The 15,951-nt window shown below is 72.1% G+C and carries 14 protein-coding genes and 1 pseudogene; 7 read left to right on the top strand and 8 right to left on the bottom strand.

The genetic code is table 11. The annotated features are described in order from the left end of the window. Positions 1–232 precede the first annotated feature (232 nt). The 4 genes from AB0472_RS41215 to AB0472_RS41230 all read left to right on the top strand — a co-directional run bounded on the left by AB0472_RS41215 (position 233) and on the right by AB0472_RS41230 (position 3,979). A complete protein-coding gene (locus AB0472_RS41215; protein WP_366364498.1) occupies positions 233–1,378 on the top strand; it encodes a trypsin-like peptidase domain-containing protein in 1,146 nt (381 codons plus the stop codon). A gap of 30 nt (positions 1,379–1,408) precedes the next feature. Then, positions 1,409–1,681 (top strand): hypothetical protein, encoded by a 273-nt coding sequence (locus AB0472_RS41220; RefSeq protein WP_366364499.1) that lies wholly within the window; start codon positions 1,409–1,411, stop codon positions 1,679–1,681. Positions 1,682–1,784: 103 nt separating this feature from the next. Further along, positions 1,785–2,519 carry a response regulator transcription factor gene (locus tag AB0472_RS41225; protein WP_366364500.1) on the top strand — a complete coding sequence of 245 codons (735 nt, stop codon included), beginning with the start codon at positions 1,785–1,787 and terminating at the stop codon, positions 2,517–2,519. Then, the gene (locus AB0472_RS41230; protein WP_366364501.1) at positions 2,516–3,979 is read left to right on the top strand and encodes a HAMP domain-containing sensor histidine kinase; all 1,464 of its coding nucleotides are present in this window, start codon (positions 2,516–2,518) and stop codon (positions 3,977–3,979) included. The genes AB0472_RS41225 and AB0472_RS41230 overlap by 4 nt, the downstream gene beginning before the upstream one ends. Before the next feature lie 316 nt (positions 3,980–4,295). Here the strand turns inward: AB0472_RS41230 and AB0472_RS41235 are convergent. Continuing rightward, positions 4,296–4,433: pseudogene (locus AB0472_RS41235) on the bottom strand (DUF397 domain-containing protein); the annotation flags it as partial. A 318-nt stretch (positions 4,434–4,751) separates the two neighbouring features. Between AB0472_RS41235 and AB0472_RS41240 the strand changes: the two are divergent. Together AB0472_RS41240 and AB0472_RS41245 are read left to right on the top strand one after the other, a co-directional pair. Then, on the top strand, positions 4,752–5,495 hold the full coding sequence (locus AB0472_RS41240) for a PH domain-containing protein (protein WP_366364502.1): 744 nt from the start codon (positions 4,752–4,754) through the stop codon (positions 5,493–5,495). 55 nt (positions 5,496–5,550) lie between these two features. Further along, positions 5,551–6,297 carry a response regulator transcription factor gene (locus AB0472_RS41245; protein WP_366364503.1) on the top strand — a complete coding sequence of 249 codons (747 nt, stop codon included), beginning with the start codon at positions 5,551–5,553 and terminating at the stop codon, positions 6,295–6,297. On the opposite strand, the gene AB0472_RS41250 is transcribed toward AB0472_RS41245, so the two are convergent. Both AB0472_RS41250 and AB0472_RS41255 read right to left on the bottom strand, forming a co-directional pair. After that, a complete protein-coding gene (locus AB0472_RS41250) occupies positions 6,287–8,077 on the bottom strand; it encodes an ABC transporter ATP-binding protein (RefSeq protein WP_366364504.1) in 1,791 nt (596 codons plus the stop codon). The genes AB0472_RS41245 and AB0472_RS41250 overlap by 11 nt on opposite strands. Positions 8,078–8,902: 825 nt before the next feature. Further along, entirely contained in the window at positions 8,903–10,708 is a 1,806-nt protein-coding gene (locus AB0472_RS41255) for a bifunctional metallophosphatase/5'-nucleotidase (protein ID WP_366364505.1), read from the bottom strand. Between the two features lie 169 nt (positions 10,709–10,877). On the opposite strand from AB0472_RS41255, the gene mshD reads away from it, so the two are divergent. Then, complete coding sequence (gene mshD, locus AB0472_RS41260) at positions 10,878–11,807, top strand: mycothiol synthase (protein WP_366364506.1); 930 nt, start codon at positions 10,878–10,880, stop codon at positions 11,805–11,807. Between the two features lie 18 nt (positions 11,808–11,825). On the opposite strand, the gene AB0472_RS41265 is transcribed toward mshD, so the two are convergent. The 5 genes from AB0472_RS41265 to AB0472_RS41285 form a co-directional block, all read right to left on the bottom strand. After that, positions 11,826–12,041 (bottom strand): hypothetical protein, encoded by a 216-nt coding sequence (locus AB0472_RS41265; RefSeq protein WP_366364507.1) that lies wholly within the window; start codon positions 12,039–12,041, stop codon positions 11,826–11,828. A gap of 105 nt (positions 12,042–12,146) precedes the next feature. After that, the gene (locus AB0472_RS41270; protein WP_366364508.1) at positions 12,147–13,694 is read right to left on the bottom strand and encodes an ABC transporter permease; all 1,548 of its coding nucleotides are present in this window, start codon (positions 13,692–13,694) and stop codon (positions 12,147–12,149) included. Continuing rightward, a complete protein-coding gene (locus AB0472_RS41275; protein WP_366364509.1) occupies positions 13,691–14,551 on the bottom strand; it encodes an ABC transporter ATP-binding protein in 861 nt (286 codons plus the stop codon). The genes AB0472_RS41270 and AB0472_RS41275 overlap by 4 nt, the downstream gene beginning before the upstream one ends. Before the next feature lie 16 nt (positions 14,552–14,567). Continuing rightward, the gene (locus AB0472_RS41280) at positions 14,568–15,377 is read right to left on the bottom strand and encodes a zf-HC2 domain-containing protein (RefSeq protein ID WP_366364510.1); all 810 of its coding nucleotides are present in this window, start codon (positions 15,375–15,377) and stop codon (positions 14,568–14,570) included. After that, on the bottom strand, positions 15,374–15,934 hold the full coding sequence (locus tag AB0472_RS41285; RefSeq protein WP_366364511.1) for an RNA polymerase sigma factor: 561 nt from the start codon (positions 15,932–15,934) through the stop codon (positions 15,374–15,376). The genes AB0472_RS41280 and AB0472_RS41285 overlap by 4 nt, the downstream gene beginning before the upstream one ends. Positions 15,935–15,951: the final 17 nt, after the last annotated feature.

A 15,951-nucleotide genomic window follows, 5' to 3' on the forward strand; every position in this document is an offset into this window, starting at 1 on the left:
CGTGTCCGCTCGCGCTGTCCCCCGCGCCCCTGAAGGGGCGCGGGCGCGGGGAACTGCGCGACCAGCCCCCACCGGCCCGCACCCGGAAATCCACCGCAACAACTTCATGAACGGCGTCTGAGAGCCCCGGCCGACCTGCGAGAAGGTTCCTTATATCGGGCAAACGAGCTTCTCGCGGCGTTCTCAGCGGGCACTCAGGAGGCTCTCATGGTCGCGGGACAAGCTACTTGTCATGACCGAGAGCCTCCGCCGCAGCGGCGAGTACGAGAACCCGCAGGGTCCCCAGGGTGACGCCTACCAGGGCGCGTACCCCCAGCAGCAGCACGCCTCCTCCCCCGTCAACCCGGAGTGGCCGCCCCCGCCCACCCACCAGCCGACGGTCGACGGCGGCCAGGGCGGCTACGGCGGCGGTACGGCCGTACTCCCCACCGTCGGCCCGGACGCGGAGCACTCGGCGGGGCACCCGGCGGAGCACGGCACGCACTCGGCACCCAGGAAGCGGCCCCGGGGTCCGATAGCCCTCCTCGCGGCGGTCGCGATCGTCGCGGCGGCCGTGGGCGGCGGCACGGCGTACGCCTTCCAGGAGCTCACCGGCAAGAGCGACGTCGTCTCCAGCAGCACCACCACCAGCGTGGTGCCCTCCAGCAAGAAGGGCGACGTCGCCACGATCGCCGCCAGGGTCAGCCCGAGCGTCGTCGAGGTCAACGCGACCCTCAGCAACGGCACCTCCACCGGCTCCGGCGTCGTCATCACCAGCAACGGCGAGATCATCACCAACAACCACGTGATCTCCGGCGCCCAGTCCGTCAAGGTCTCCACCAGCAACGGCAAGTCGTACACCGCCGAGGTCGTCGGCACCGACAGCTCCAAGGACCTCGCCCTCCTCAAGCTCCAGGGCGCCTCCGGTCTCAGCCCCGCCGTCCTCGGCAACTCCGACGGAGTCCAGGTCGGCGACACGGTCGTGGCGATCGGCTCGCCCGAGGGCCTGACCGGCACCGTCACCAGCGGCATCGTCTCCGCGCTCGACCGGGACGTCACCGTCTCCACCGACGAAGGCCAGCAGCAGGAGCAGCAGGGCGGCGGCAGCGGCCAGTGGCCGTTCTCCTTCGGCGGCCAGCAGTTCAACGGCGACACCGGGTCGTCCACCACGACCTACAAGGCGATCCAGACCGACGCGTCCCTGAACCCGGGCAACTCCGGCGGCGCGCTGATCGACGCCAGCGGCGACATCGTCGGCATCAACTCCGCGATGTACTCCGCGAGTTCCGACTCCTCGTCGTCCTCCTCCAGCGCGGGCAGTGTCGGCCTCGGCTTCGCCATCCCGATCAACACCGTCAAGTCCGACCTGGCCAAGCTGCGGTCGGGCTCCACCAGCTGAACCACCGTCACCAGAGCAAGGGAGCACGTCATGATCGAGCAGGTTTCGCACACGATGTCCGCCGACAGCCCGGCCGGTGTCAGCCTCGCCCTTGCCGTGGCGTACGAGCTCCACGCACCGACGGAGGCCGTGGTGGCCCCGACCCCGGCCCCCCGCTCCCCGGAGGGCGTGCTGGCGCCGACCCCGACCCCGCGCGCCCCGGAGGTCGTGCCCGCCCCGCAGCTGATGGGCCTGCGGACCTCGGCGGCCCGGCCGCACCAGCGCAAGGTGCCGCTGAGCCGCATGACCCTGGTACGCGGCTAGGGGCGTACCACCCCACCAGCGTGCATACCCGACAGCCGAGAAACATGCGAGGCTGAGAGGCGTCCCGGACCACGACCCACCGCACCCCGAGGAAACGCGAGCGATGAGCCCCGCCGATGGCGACCGTGAACCCCAGCGCATCCTGATCGTCGACGACGAGCCGGCCGTACGCGAAGCCCTCCAGCGCAGCCTCGCCTTCGAGGGGTACGAGACCGAGGTCGCGGTCGACGGCGCGGACGCGCTGGAGAAGGCGACCGCCTACCAGCCGGACCTGATCGTCCTCGACATCCAGATGCCGCGCATGGACGGCATGACGGCCGCCCGCCGCATCCGCGGGGCCGGCGACACCACCCCGATCCTGATGCTGACGGCCCGCGACACGGTCGGCGACCGCGTCACCGGCCTCGACGCCGGGGCCGACGACTACCTGGTCAAGCCGTTCGAGCTCGACGAACTCTTCGCCCGCATCCGTGCGCTGCTGCGCCGCAGCTCCTACGCGGCCTCGCTCTCCGAAGGCGTCCAGGAGGACGAGGCGCTCACCTTCGGCGACCTGCGCATGGACCTCGCGACCCGCGAGGTCACCCGGTCCGGCCGCCAGGTCGAGCTGACCCGCACGGAGTTCACGCTCCTGGAGATGTTCATGGCCCACCCGCGCCAGGTCCTCACCCGCGAGCAGATCCTCAAGGCCGTCTGGGGCTTCGACTTCGAGCCCTCGTCCAACTCCCTCGACGTCTACGTCATGTACCTGCGCCGCAAGACCGAGGCCGGCGGCGAGCCCCGCCTCGTCCACACCGTGCGCGGCGTCGGGTACGTCCTGCGCCAGGGCGGCGCCGAGTGAAGAGGCTCACCGCCCGCTTCCGCACCCTCCCGATCCGCGCCCGGCTGTCGATGCTGGTCGCGGCAGCGGTGGCGTTCGCGGTGGCGGCGGTCTCGGTGACGTGCTGGTTCATCGTGCAGAGGCAGCTGTACAACCAGGTGGACAACGACCTCCAGAAGGTTTCGGGCATGCGAGGTCCGCAGCTCGGTGACATCGCGGACGCCCTCAAGAACTGCCGGCAGACCACGCAGGGCACGCAGGGCACGCTCACCGGGCTCCGGAACACCTACTCCCAAGCGATCAAGGCCGACGGCACCCCCTGCGTCACGCAGAACTCCGCGGGCACCGTCAAGGTGACCCAGGCCGACAAGGACGTCATCGAGAAGGCCGGCAGCGGCAAGGGCCTTCTGCGCAACGGTGTCGACACGAAGGGCAACGCCGTGCGGGTGCTGACCCTCCCGGCGCCGTTCGTGGTCACGGACACGAACACCGGAGCAAGCTCCGGAACCGCCCTGATGGTGGCCGTCCCGCTGAAAGGCACCCAGGACACCCTCAAGGACCTCGCCCTGATCCTCCTCCTGGTCTCCGGCATCGGAGTCGTCGGCGCCGGCGCCGCGGGCCTCGCGGTCGCCCGGGCCGGGCTGCGTCCCGTCGACAAGCTGACGGAGGCCGTCGAGCACGTGGCCCGTACCGAGGACCTGAGCGTCCGCATCCCCGTCGAGGAAGAGTCGGACGACGAGATCGCGCGCCTGTCCCGCTCCTTCAACAGCATGACCAGCTCCCTGGCCAGCTCCCGCGAACTGCAGCAGCAGCTCATCGCGGACGCCGGCCACGAACTCCGCACCCCCCTCACCTCGCTCCGCACGAACATCGAGCTCCTCACCCGCAGCGAGGAGACCGGCCGCCCGATCCCCCCGGCGGACCGCAAGGCGCTGCTCTCCTCGGTGAAGGCGCAGATGACGGAGCTGGCGTCACTGATCGGCGACCTCCAGGAGCTGTCCCGCTCGGAGGGGCAGCGCGGTGAGCGCGTGCAGATCGTGGCCCTTCAGGACACGGTCGAGGCGGCCCTGCGCCGCGCCCGCCTGCGCGGTCCGGAGCTGACGATCTCGGCGGACGTCCAGCCGTGGTTCGTCCGCGCGGAGCCCTCCGCGCTGGAGCGGGCGATCGTCAACATCCTCGACAACGCGGTGAAGTTCAGCCCCGAAGGCGGCAAGATCGACGTCGCCCTGGACCGCGGCGTGCTCACCGTCCGCGACCACGGCCCCGGCATCCCCGAGGAAGAACTCCCCCACGTCTTCGACCGGTTCTGGCGTTCGCCGAGCGCGCGGGCCCTGCCGGGCTCCGGTCTCGGCCTCTCCATCGTGGCCCGCACGGTCCAGCAGGCCGGCGGCGACGTCACCCTGGCCCGCGCCAACGGCGGCGGCACGGTGGCGACGGTACGCCTGCCGGGCGCGCCTACGGCTCCGCCTGAGACGCCGTAGACCGCTCGGCTCCCACCCAGAAGACCAGTTCCACCATGATCTGCGGGTCTGCCGCGCGCGGTACGAAGGTGTAGGTCAGCCAACCGTTTCCATCATCGAAGTAGATGATGCGGGGGCCTTTGGGGTGGCTGGACCGTGCTGGTTCGACCCACATGCCGTCGGGCAGTGCGGCGGCGCCGCGGACATCAGCCCCTCGGGCATATGCCAACCGAAGGTGCGCCGACCGGCTTCCTCCTTGACCCCGCCCACGAACACGGACCGGGGACACAGCCGAGAAGACGAGAGGACGGGCGGCCGGGCGGACGGGCGGCCGGGCGGCCGGGATCTTGCTGTCCCGGACGGGGACTGTGCCTGGGTGGCCGTCTGCGGCCTCGACGCAGTTGTTGGCTCCCCCGTCGCTGTAGCTCGACTTGCACCCCACCGCGGTGCTGAGGCCGGGGGTGCGGGTCCTGATCCGCGCTCCTCCAGAAGGCCCCTGATGAACGCGAGCGAGTCCGGCGGGGACAGTGCCAGGTCACGGAGCCGATCGTAGGACAGTCGCTCGCGCAGGACTTCGTCCGGATCTTCGAACAACCAGCCCACAAGCAACGCGATCACGGTAGGTAAGGCGATGCCGGTGGACCTGGCGAGATGACGTCAGATCACCCGTTCGAGCGAAGGCGGAACGGTCCGCCGACGGCCGGCCCGAACCGCTTCCCGAGGCCACGGACGGCCGCCTTATCCTCTCTCCAGTCGCGCACCCGTTCGGTGCGCCTGGGGAGGGGCACGGATCGTGGACGAGGGTGGAGTCGAACGGGAGTACCGAAGGCGCCGGAAGCCGCACCTGGCGTACCTCCTCCTGCCGATGCTGCTGATGATGAACGCGTTCATCCAGACCAGCCGGGTCTCCCACGACGACGACAGGGGCGGAAGCGGGTTCTGGTGGGGGCCGCCGGCCGTCGCACTGCTGCTGGCCATGACGGTCGTCCGGATCGCACTGGAGTACTTCCGGGCGTACACCAGGGTCACGGCCGCCGGGATCACCGCACAGGGGCCGGTGCGTGCGCGGAGCTGGGCCTGGTCGGAGGTGTACGACATCCGGGTCGAGCAGGCACAGCGCGGTTCCGGGCGGACGGCCCCGCAGTGGCTCACCTACCTGTACGACATCCGGGGCCGCCGTTTCCTGCTGTGGCATCTCAACGACTGGCAGGTCGACGACCCCTACGCCGAGGTCGCGGAGCTGTGCCTGGCCGCCGCCCCGCTGCGCAGTCTCACGTGGGAGCGCCGTCCGGACGTCGAGGAGCTGATCCTGCGGGGGGCGGCACGGCGGAAGGCCGTGACGTGGGGGCTGTACGGCTGGTTGGCGGTCTTCTGCCTCATGCTCGTGGTCGACATCTGGCGGGCCGCCGTGGGGGGCCCGGACCACCCCTTCTTGCTCATGGTGTGCGTCCCCCTGGCCTCGGGAGTCGCCCTGGCCGCCGTACTCGACCGGTACTGGAGCATCCGGCCGCCGCGCTCCCCGGCCCGGCAGCCGTAGCCCACCCACATCCCGCCCCCAGCCCCGTCACAGCCCCTCGTCACACTTTTGCCAGATGGCTGAGATGGCTGAGATGGCTCAGACGGCGAGGAAGATCCTGCTGGCCGACGACGACGCGGCCGTGCGCGACGGGATCGGGCGGCTGCTCAGGTCCGAGGGGTATGAGACGGTGCTCGCCGACGACGGCAGAGTGGCCCTCGATCTCCTCGGGACTCCGGAGAGCGAGCCGGACCTGGTGCTGATGGACGTCGAGATGCCGGGGCTCGACGGGCTGGCGGCGACCCGGCGGATCCGGGCGTCCGGGTCCACCGTGCCGATCCTCATGATCACCGGGCGGAATGCCGTGGGGGACCGCATCGTCGCCCTCGACAACGGCGCCGACGGGTATCTGGCCAAGCCGTTCGCCGCCGAGGAACTCCTCGCCCGGGTGCGGGCGTTGCTGCGGCGCGGTTCGCGGCGGGAGACGGGGACGGAGGCGGGCGGCGGGGACCGCCGGTCCCTCGGGTTCGAGGATGTCTCGATGGATCTGCGGAGCAGGACCGTGCACCGCAGGGAGCGGGCCATCGACCTGACCAGGACCGAGTACGCGCTGCTGGAGTTCCTGCTGCGGCATCCGGGGCGGGTGCTCGGCCGGGAGCGGATCCTGCGGGAGGTGTGGGGCTTCGAGTTCGCGCCCGCCTCCAACACGCTCGACGTCTACGTCATGTACCTGCGACGGAAACTGGAGAGCCGCGGCGAACCGCGGCTCATCCACACCGTGCGCGGACTGGGGTACACGCTCAGGAACGGTGCTACCACCTGAGGATCATCGTCTCGTCGGGGGCCGACGCCGCCGGTTCCGCCGTGACGGCCTCCGGGAGCGGGTGGGCCAGGGCGGCGTAGGCGCCGTCGCGGGCGAGGAGTTCGGCGTGGGTGCCCGCCTCCACCAGCCGGCCGCGGTCGACGACCAGGATGCGGTCGGCGTCGGGGGCGAGGGTGAGGTCGTGCGTGATCATGATGGTCGTACGGCCCGCCATGAGCTTGCGCAGGGGGGCGACGACCTGGCGGGCGGCGATCGCGTCCAGGCCCGCCGTCGGCTCGTCGAGGACGAGGACCGGAGCGGCGCGGAGCATCGCGCGGGCGATGGCGATGCGCTGCAGCTGGCCACCGGAGAGGGCCGCCGTGCCGGGGGCGATGTGGGTGTCGTAGCCCTCGGGGAGGGCGGCGACGAAGTCGTGGGCGGCGGCGTCCCGGGCCGCCTGTTCGATCTCGGAGTCCGTCGCGCCGGGGCGGCCGCACTCGATGTTCTCGCGAACCGTGCCGTTGAGGATCAGCGTCTGCTGCGGCAGCAGGGCGACGTTCTCGCGGAGGAACTCCAGGGGTACGTCGGTGAGCGGCACGCCGTCCAGGCAGATCACGCCGGCCGAGGGGTCGTAGAAGCGGGTGAGGAGCTTGGCGAGGGTGGACTTGCCGGCGCCGCTCCTGCCGGTGACCAGGACCAGCTCGCCGGGGTTCGCCGTGAGGCCGACGTCGCGCAGGCAGGCCCAGGGGGACTCCGGGTAGCGGAAGGAGACGTTGTGGAAGCTGACCCAGCCGCGGACGGGCCAGGGGCCGACGGGCCGGGCGGGGTCGGTGACCGCGGGCTCGGCGTCCAGGATCTCGCCGATGCGTTCGGCGCCCGCGGTGGCCGCGGTGAGGGTGAGGCCGAGCTGGCCGAGGTTGCGGATCGGCGGGTAGAGGTAGCCGAGGAAGGCCGCGAAGGCGAGGAGTTCGCCGAGGGTCATACGGCCGGCGGAGATCTCCCAGACGCCCAGGCCGATCACGGCGACCACGCAGAGGGTCTCGACGACCTCGACGAACTGCGCGTACATCTCGCCGAGCCGGGCGCCGCGCACGCTGGCCCGCATCCAGGCGCGGGCCTCGGCGTCCAGGCGCTTCTCCTCGTCCCGGCGGCGGTTGTACGCCTGGGTGAGGACGACGTTGCCGAGGGACTCCTCGACCACGGAGGTGATCGCGCCGTCGGCGACCCGCTCGTCCTGGGAGGCCGCCCTGATCCGGCCGGAGAAGCGGCGGGCGGCGAGCAGGAACAGGGGCGCGAGGACGAAGGTGGCCAGGGCCAGGTCCCAGCGGAGCCAGCAGGCGGCGGCCGCGTAGAAGACCGCGGAGAACGCGGCGGCGACGGTGCCGACGACCCCGGACACGACCATCTGCTCGATGGCCTCCACGTCACCGGTGAGGCGTTCCACCAGGTCGCCCTGGCGGTGCCGCTGGAAGAAGTGCGGGGGCAGGTCCTGGACGTGCCGGAAGACCTTGGCGCGCAGGCGCAGGACGAATCTCTCGGCGGTCCAGGTGGCCAGGGAGTTGCCGAGGTAGCCGACGAGCGCGCCGAGCGCCGCGACGCCGAGCCAGGCGCCGGCCGGGCCCCAGAAGGCGGCGAGCGAACCGGCCTGCAGGGCGTTGTCGGTCAGGTCGGCGAAGAGCAGGATCGCGGCGGTCTCGGCGAGCGCGGACACCACGACGCACGCGATGATCAGCCACAGCCACTTGCGGTCACCGCGGGTCAGCGGCCAGAAACGGCGGAAGGCCGCGCGGGCTTCTCTCATGGTCGGCAACTCCCTTCAGGGATCTCGGGTTTCAGGGGGCGGACATGGCCGAGGCGGGGCCACCGGGCGACCACGCGCAACCGGTGACCCCGCCTCACAGCGCGTCTCAGTGCCTGTCGCCGACCGGACGCTTCGGCTCCGGCTTCTTCGGGGCGGGCTTCTTCGGGGCCGGGGCCGGCGTGCGGTGCTTCCCGACGGGGACGATCTTGTGGAAGCTCATGGTGTTCTCCCTCTCCGTGGTGACTTCTGTCGTGGTTCTGCAACAGTTTTTCTACTGGTCCGCCGCAACAACCTGTGAATTGATTTGAATTACTTCTGTAAATGCTTTGTCAGCGCGCTTCGCCGACCGGGCGACGCTTCGGCTCCGGCTTCTTCGGCGCGGGCTTCTTCGGGGCCGGAGCGGGCTTGCGGTGCTTCTTGACAGGGACGATCCTGTGGAAGCTCATGGAAATTCCCTCCTCTGGGCGGGTGAGTCAGCGGTTGCCCACGGGGCGCTTGGGCTGCGGCTTCTTGCAGTGCTTCTTCTTCGGAACCGGCTTCGGGGCGGGCTTCTCGGCCGTCTTCACCGGGACGATCTTGTGGAAGCTCATGCTCTTCTCCTTCGTTCCGTCGTCCGCGCCGTTCGCTTTCGACATGGAAAACATTACGCGGTCCACGAGCCCGAAAAAGCCATTTCCAGTGAGACCTCGGTGAATTACGACTGAGATGAATTTTCAGAAGCAACCGGGAACCGCGCAGTGCCTCACACAGGTTTTATCCAGCAGAAAGGGCCCGGTACGCACGGGGGTGCGTACCGGGCCCTGGTCGGGGCGAGGCGGGTGGCCGCTACTGGACGATCGTGATCCGGTCCGCCGCCGGCGGCGCGAGCGGGCTCGCGGCCGAGGAGTGGGCCGTCAGGTACTCCGCGAGGGCGGAGAGGTCGTCGGTGCCCACCAGGTCGCCGGTGCCCTGGCCGAGGGTGGTGAAGCCGTCGCCGCCGCCCGCCAGGAAGGAGTTGGTGGCGACGCGGTAGGTGGCGGCCGGGTCGACGGCCGTGCCGTTCAGCTTCACGGAATCGGTGACGACCCGGTCCGCGCCCGTCTTCGTCAGGTCCAGCGTGTAGGTGAGCCCCGCGGACGGCAGCAGGATCTTCGGGGCGGCCGCGTTCGCACCGCTCACCTGCTCCTTGAGTACCTGGACGAGCTGTGCGCCGGTGAAGTCCTGGAGGTTCACGGTGTTGGCGAACGGCTGGACCGTGAAGCCCTCGGCGTACGTCACGACGCCGTCGCCCTCGCTCCCCTTGGCCGCGTACGTCAGACCGGCCCGTACCCCGCCCGGGTTCATCAGGGCGAGGTCGGTCTCCGGATCCAGCTCCTTGCCGTACGCGAACTGGGCGTCGGCGATCAGGTCGCCCATCGGGGACTCGGTGCCGGTGTTGTTGACGTCGGCGGAGATGTAGCCGATGGCGCGGTTGCCGATCGGGGCGGCGAGGGTGTTCCACCTGCTGATCAGCTCGGTCATGTCGGGCGCCTTGGCGACGTCCCGGGTGACCACGTGGTTCGCGGACCGCACGGCCGTACGCGCGATGTCGCCGGTACGGCGGTCGTAGGTCAGCGTGGTGTCGGTGTAGAGGCGGCCGAAGGAGGCGGCCGAGGTGACCATGCGGGGGTTGCCGGCCGGGTCGTCGATCGTGCAGACGTACGCGGTGTGGGTGTGGCCGGTGACCAGCGCGTCCACGGCCGGGGTCACGTTCTTCGCGATGTCGACGATCGGGCCGGAGACGCCGCTGCCCGCGCCCGCGGAGTCGCAGTCGTAGTTGTAGTCGGACGAGGCCGGGAAGCCGCCCTCGTGGACCAGCGCCACGATCGACTGGACGCCCTGGCGCTGGAGCACCTTGGCGTACTTGTTGATGGTCTCGACCTCGTCCTTGAAGGTCAGGCCCTTCACGCCGTCGGCGGAGACGATGCCGGGCGTGCCCTCCAGGGTGACCCCGATGAAGCCGATCCTGACGTCCTTCTTCTGCCAGACCCAGTAGGGCTTGAGGATCGGCTCGTCCGTCTTCTCGTCGAGGACGTTGGCCGCCAGGTAGGGGAAGTCGGCGCCCTTGAACTTCTTGCCGGTGTAGCAGCCGTCGGTGGGGTGGCAGCCGCCGTTCTGCAGGCGGGCCAGTTCCTTCGCGCCCTCGTCGAACTCGTGGTTGCCGACCGTCGTGACGTCCAGGTCGAGCTTGTTGAGCGCCTCGATGGTCGGCTCGTCGTGGAAGAGGCCGGAGACGAGCGGGGAGGCGCCCACCATGTCGCCGCCCGCGGCGGTGACGGAGTACTCCTTGCCCTTGCGGGCCTGCCGCAGGTGGGTCGCGAGGTACTCGACACCACCGGCGTCGACCGTCCTGGTCGTCCCGTCGGCCTGGGTCTCGGTGACCCGGCCGGAGGAGCCGGACGGGGGCTCCAGGTTGCCGTGCAGGTCGTTGAAGGAGAGCAGCTGGACGTCCTGGTAGCGGCCGGGGCCGTGGTGCCCGTGCCCCTTGCCGGAGTGCGCGTCGGCGGGCAGCGCGCCCGCCAGGGCTGCGACGGTGGCGAGCCCGGCGGCCGCCGCGAGCAGCGCGCAGGTACGGCGCCCGGACGGTCTGGACGGTCTGGACTTCGCGTGCATGGGACCCCCCTGTGGGTCTGCTGAGAAGTGGCCCGGTCCGGCGCAGCCTAGGGTCAACGCGCGTAGCGCAACAGGGGGTTCATGGTTACATCTTGGTTGCCGGTTGCCCTGCCTTTTACCTTTCTCCGGTGCCCCCACTTTGCCGATCCGGACCCGTACCCTCGTACGCATGACCAGCGACGACACCGCACGGCCGCCCATGTACTCCCGCTCCATCGACACCTACTCCGCGCTCACCCCGGACCAGGCCGAGGCCGTACGGGAACTGCTGGCGGCGGCCGCCGGGGCCGACGGCCAGCAGCCGGTGTCCGAGCAGGGCCGCCTCCAGCTGAGCGGCGGCGCCCGGGAGGGCGTCTCCCATCTGCTCCTCTCCGTCGGCGACGAACTCGTGGGCTACGCCCAGCTGGAGGACACCGACCCGGTGGAGGCGCCGGCCGCGGAGCTGGTCGTCCACCCGGCCTACCGGGGCCACGGCCATGGCCGCGCGCTGGGCTCCGCCCTGCTGGCCGCGTCCGGCAAGCGGCTGCGGATCTGGGCGCACGGCGGCCACTCGGCGGCCCGCCACCTCGCGCAGGTCCTCGGCCTCACCCTGTTCCGCGAACTGCGCCAGATGCGCCGGCCGTTGACGGACCTGGACCTGCCGGACCCGAAGCTGCCCGAGGGCGTCACCGTCCGCGCCTTCGTCCCCGGCCGGGACGACGCGGCCTGGCTCGCCGTCAACGCCGCCGCCTTCGCCCACCACCCGGAACAGGGCTCGCTCACCCAGCGCGACCTCGACGACCGCAAGGCCCAGCCCTGGTTCGACCCGGCCGGCTTCTTCCTCGCGGAGCGCGGCGGCGAACTCCTCGGCTTCCACTGGACGAAGGTCCACGACGCGGAGCGCCTCGGCGAGGTCTACGTCCTCGGTGTCTCCCCCACCGCCCAGGGCGGCGGCCTCGGCAAGTCCCTCACCACCATCGGGCTGCGCTACCTGGCGGAACGGGGGCTGCCGACGGCGATGCTGTACGTCGACGCCGACAACACGGCGGCGGTCGCGGTCTACGAACGGCTGGGCTTCGTGACCCACGAGACGGACCTGATGTACCGGACGGAGACGTGACGACGGCCTGAGGGCCCCTCACCGGCCGGGTGGCCGCCTGCGGTTGATCAGGTGGGCGGACCTGCCGAGCACGGCGACGGCGACCGCCGCGGCGAGCGCCTTGACGAGGGGCCCGGCACCGCCGGCCAGGGTGGCCGCGGCGAGGACGAGGACGACGGCGGCCGACAGCCAGGGCATCGCCCTCTCAGCCGGTCCTCCGTCACGGAAGGGGTTGTCCCGGAAGGGATTGTCCACGCCCGTCTCCTCATCCGCCCGGCACCGGCCGTCTGCCGTCTGCCGTCCGCCGTCTGCCGCCTGCCGCCTCCATCATGCCCCTGTCGGGCCGCCGGGCGGCCGGCGTCAGTCCTCCCGGCAGTCGTCCGGCCCCTTCGGTACCCGTACGCCGAGCAGGCGGGCCGCCTCGGCCGTCGTCGTGTGCGGTGAGACCAGTTGCTGCCAGTGGGACTTCACCCGGGCCGCCACCGTGTCGTGCGGCTCGCGGAACAGTTCCCGCACGACCTGCGTCTGCTGGGCCGAGACGGACATGCTGCCGCCGTCCGGGGTGAGGACCGAGGCCGAGCCCGCGAGGCTGTCGTCGATGCGGAGGTGGCGGAAGGTGTCCTCGGGGTCGGACGCGGTGGCCAGGGCCAGCCACATCGTGGTGACCGGGCGGGCGTCGCACATCTCGACGGACGCCAGCTCGTTGCCCGCGACCAGGACCCGGGCGACGCCGACCGCGAACTCGGGGACCCGGTTGCCGCCCCACTGGGTGCCGACGGTGACCGTCCCGGGGGTGGAGCTGGTCGGGAGGGTGGCGTCCGTGGTCAGGTCGGTGATCTCCTGGATGCGCTGACGGACGGTGAGGCGGGCCGTGGCCTGCTCGCCGCCCGCCTCGGCCTGGACGCGACGGACGACCGAGGCCCAGTCGACGGTCCAGCCCTTCCAGTCCGGGTACGCGCAGTACCGGGAGCCGCCCCGCTCGACGCACGTCTGGAACTTCGCGGGGTGGTCCGCCTCGGCCTTCCGCTCGGCCTGCAGGCCCGGGGGGTCCCCCGGCGTCTGCCCGGCCACACCGACCACCACCGCCGCCAGCGCCACGGCCGTCGCGGCCTTCAGGAGCCGCGCCCTGCCGCCGGCCACCAGCATCGCCGCGCACGCCGCCAGCACCGTGAGACCCAGCAGATACAGCGCGTGCCAGGCCGCCGGGCGGCCCAGCAGTTCGCCGGGGACCGGGGTGCCGCCGTTCTGCAGCACCGCCGGCCACAGCCAGTCCACGCCGTGCGTGCCCGAGCCGGCGGGCAGCAGGCTGGTGACGAGCCCGATCACGAGCAGGAAGAGCAGCGGGGCCGCCGGGTGGGGCAGGACCCGGGCCAGCAGTACGCCGACCGCACCGGCGAGCAGGACGGTCAGCGGGGCGACCGCCAGTTCGAAGACCGAGCCGTGGCCGACCGCGCCCGGCCGCAGCGACGCCCAGGCGAACTGGACGTCGACCACCGCGGCCACGCCGACCGCGAAGGGCACGACGGACAGGGCGTGGGCGAGCGTACGGCGGGCGGGCGCCATCGCCAGCACCCCGACCTGCTCCGCCAGGCCGCGCCGCCGGTCGAGCAGTACCGCCCGGTGCACGCACACCAGCAGGGCCACCGCGAACAGCTCGGGGCCGCCCTGGGTGGCGCGGTCCACGTCGTGCAGGACGGGATACGCGTCCATGCCCTCGTCCCGGCCGAACAGGCCGTACCCGACGTAGGCGAGGTACAGCAGGCCGAAGAAGACCAGCGGTATCTGGAGGAGGAGCTGGCGGGCCTCGAACACGGCCAGGGCGACGACGGACGCGGACGCGGTGCCCGGCTCCTCGTGCTCGCGCCCGGCGGCTGTCGGCTCCGGCTCCGTTCCGAGTACGGCCGTCATGCCGCCACCCCGGTGGTCTCGTCGTCGAGGACCAGCAGGTAGCCGTCCTCCAGGGTCGGTTCGAGCAGCTCGGCACCGGTGGGCGGGTCGCCGACGTTGCGGAAGGCGCCGGTGCCGGTGCGCCAGCCCGCCCGTGCGCCCGGAGCGCGTTCCGTGCTGCTCCACACGCGTCCGGCCGCGCGGGCCGTCAGTCCGGCCGGCGTGCCGTCGAACCGGACCCGGCCGCCGGCCAGCACGATCACCCGGTTGCAGAGCATCGCCACGTCCTCGGTCTGGTGGGTGGAGAGCAGCACCGTGCGGCCCTCGCCCGCCTCCGCGATCAGCTCGCGGAACCGTATGCGCTGTTCGGGGTCGAGCCCGACCGTCGGCTCGTCCAGGACCAGGAACCGGGGGCCGCCGACGAGCGCGGCGGCCAGCGCGACCCGCTGCCGCATCCCCCCGGAGAGCCGCTTGATCCGCCTGCCGCGTACGTCGGCCAGGCCGACCAGGTCCAGGACGCGCCGGACCTCGCGGTGGCGGCCGCCGCGGTCGGTGAGCTCCTTGAGGATGGCGACGTAGTCGACGAACTCGAAGGCCGTGAAGTCCGGGTGGAAGCCGGGGGTCTGCGGGAGGTAGCCGAGCGTGCGGCGGACCGCGAGCCGGCCGGCCGGGGTGGCCGGGTCCGCGCCGTGCACCGTGAAGGCGCCGCCGTCGGGCGGCACGGCGGTGGCGAGGACCTTCAACAGGGTGGTCTTCCCGGCGCCGTTGGGCCCGAGCAGGCCCGTGACGCCGTCCGTCAGGGACAGGGTGACGCCGTCGAGCGCCGGGGTGCCGCCGTAGCGCACGGTGAGGCCGGCGGCGGAGACAGTGGTGTTCAACTCAGGACTCCAGCGGTCAGTAGGGCTTGGCGTCGAAGCGGTCCCGCACCTGGTGGAGCAGGAGCGTCGCCAGCGCGGCGAGCGCGGCGGCCACCGACTGCCCGGCCGTGGTGAAGGCGACCGGCGTGTGCGCCGGGTGCGTCGCCGCCACCGCCATCAGGGCGGTCCACGCCCCGCCGACCAGGCCGGGCCCGAGCAGCGGACCCAGCCGGACGGAGAGGGCGAGGCCGGCCGCGGTGAGCGCGAGGGCGGGCAGCAGCCAGCCGAAGGCGAGCAGGCCGTAGCCGGGCAGGGCCAGCGCGGCCAGGCAGTTGAGGCCGAGCGAGGCGGTCAGCGCGGCCACGGTGCGGATCATCAGCAGCCGGAAGCCGTGCGTCGGGGCGACCACGGCGATCTCGTACGTCGGGTCGAGGACCGGTCCGTACGACAGGGCGACCGCGGCGAGCGGGAGCAGCGGGGCGAGGGCCAGGAACAGGGCCGGGGCGTCCACCGCGTGGACCACCGCGACCGTCGCCGCCAGCACGAACACCACCGAGGCCAGCCAGGAGCGGCGCAGCACCGGGGTCGCGGTGAGCAGCTGCGCGGTGTGGTCGGCGACCCCGAGGCGGACCAGGAGCCGCCGGCCCGGTCCCGGGCTCGGCGCGTCCAGTTCGGCGTCCAGGCGGTCCCAGCCGGCGTCGAGCGCGACCGGGTCCGACACGGACGCCAGTACCGCCCTGCACACGGCGCAGGAGCCGACGTGGGTGTCGGCCGACCACAGCAGCGGCGGCGCCAGCTCGCCGTGGGCGTAGGCCCGCAGATCCTCTTCAGACACGTGCCAGGTCATGCCAGCTCCTCCCGCAGCTGCTTGCGCGCCCGCATCGCGCGGGTCTTGACCGTCCCCGGCGGGATGCCGAGCAGGACCGCGGCCTCCCGGGTGGTCAGTCCGTCGATCACCGTCGCCTGGAGCACCGCCCGCAGTTCGGGCGAGAGCCGGACCAGGGCCCCGGCGAGGTCCCCGTGCTCCACCCCCGCGAGCACGCGTTCCTCCGCCGAGGCCTCGTCCCGGTGGCGCAGCCGGGCCAGCGCCTGCCGCAGCCGGCCGCGGGCGCCGTCGCCGCGCAGCGCGTCGACCAGCCGCCGCGACCCGATCCGCCACAGCCACCCGGCGGCGTCGGCGTGCACACCGTTCTCGGTGGTCTCGCGGTACCGGGCGGTCCCCCGCCACACCGCGAGGAACGTCTCCTGCACCACGTCGTCGACGACCGCCGGGTCCGCGCACCGGCCGCGCAGCCGCGCGGTCAGCCACGGCGCGTACCGCCGGTACAGCTCCTCGAAGGCGCGCCGGTCCGAGTCCGCGGCTATGGCCCGCAGCAGCTCACCGTCGCTTCTCGTTCCGCTCACGTCTCCTCATCGCACGA

The organism is Streptomyces sp. NPDC086777 (assembly GCF_040702065.1).
GTDB lineage: Bacteria > Actinomycetota > Actinomycetes > Streptomycetales > Streptomycetaceae > Streptomyces.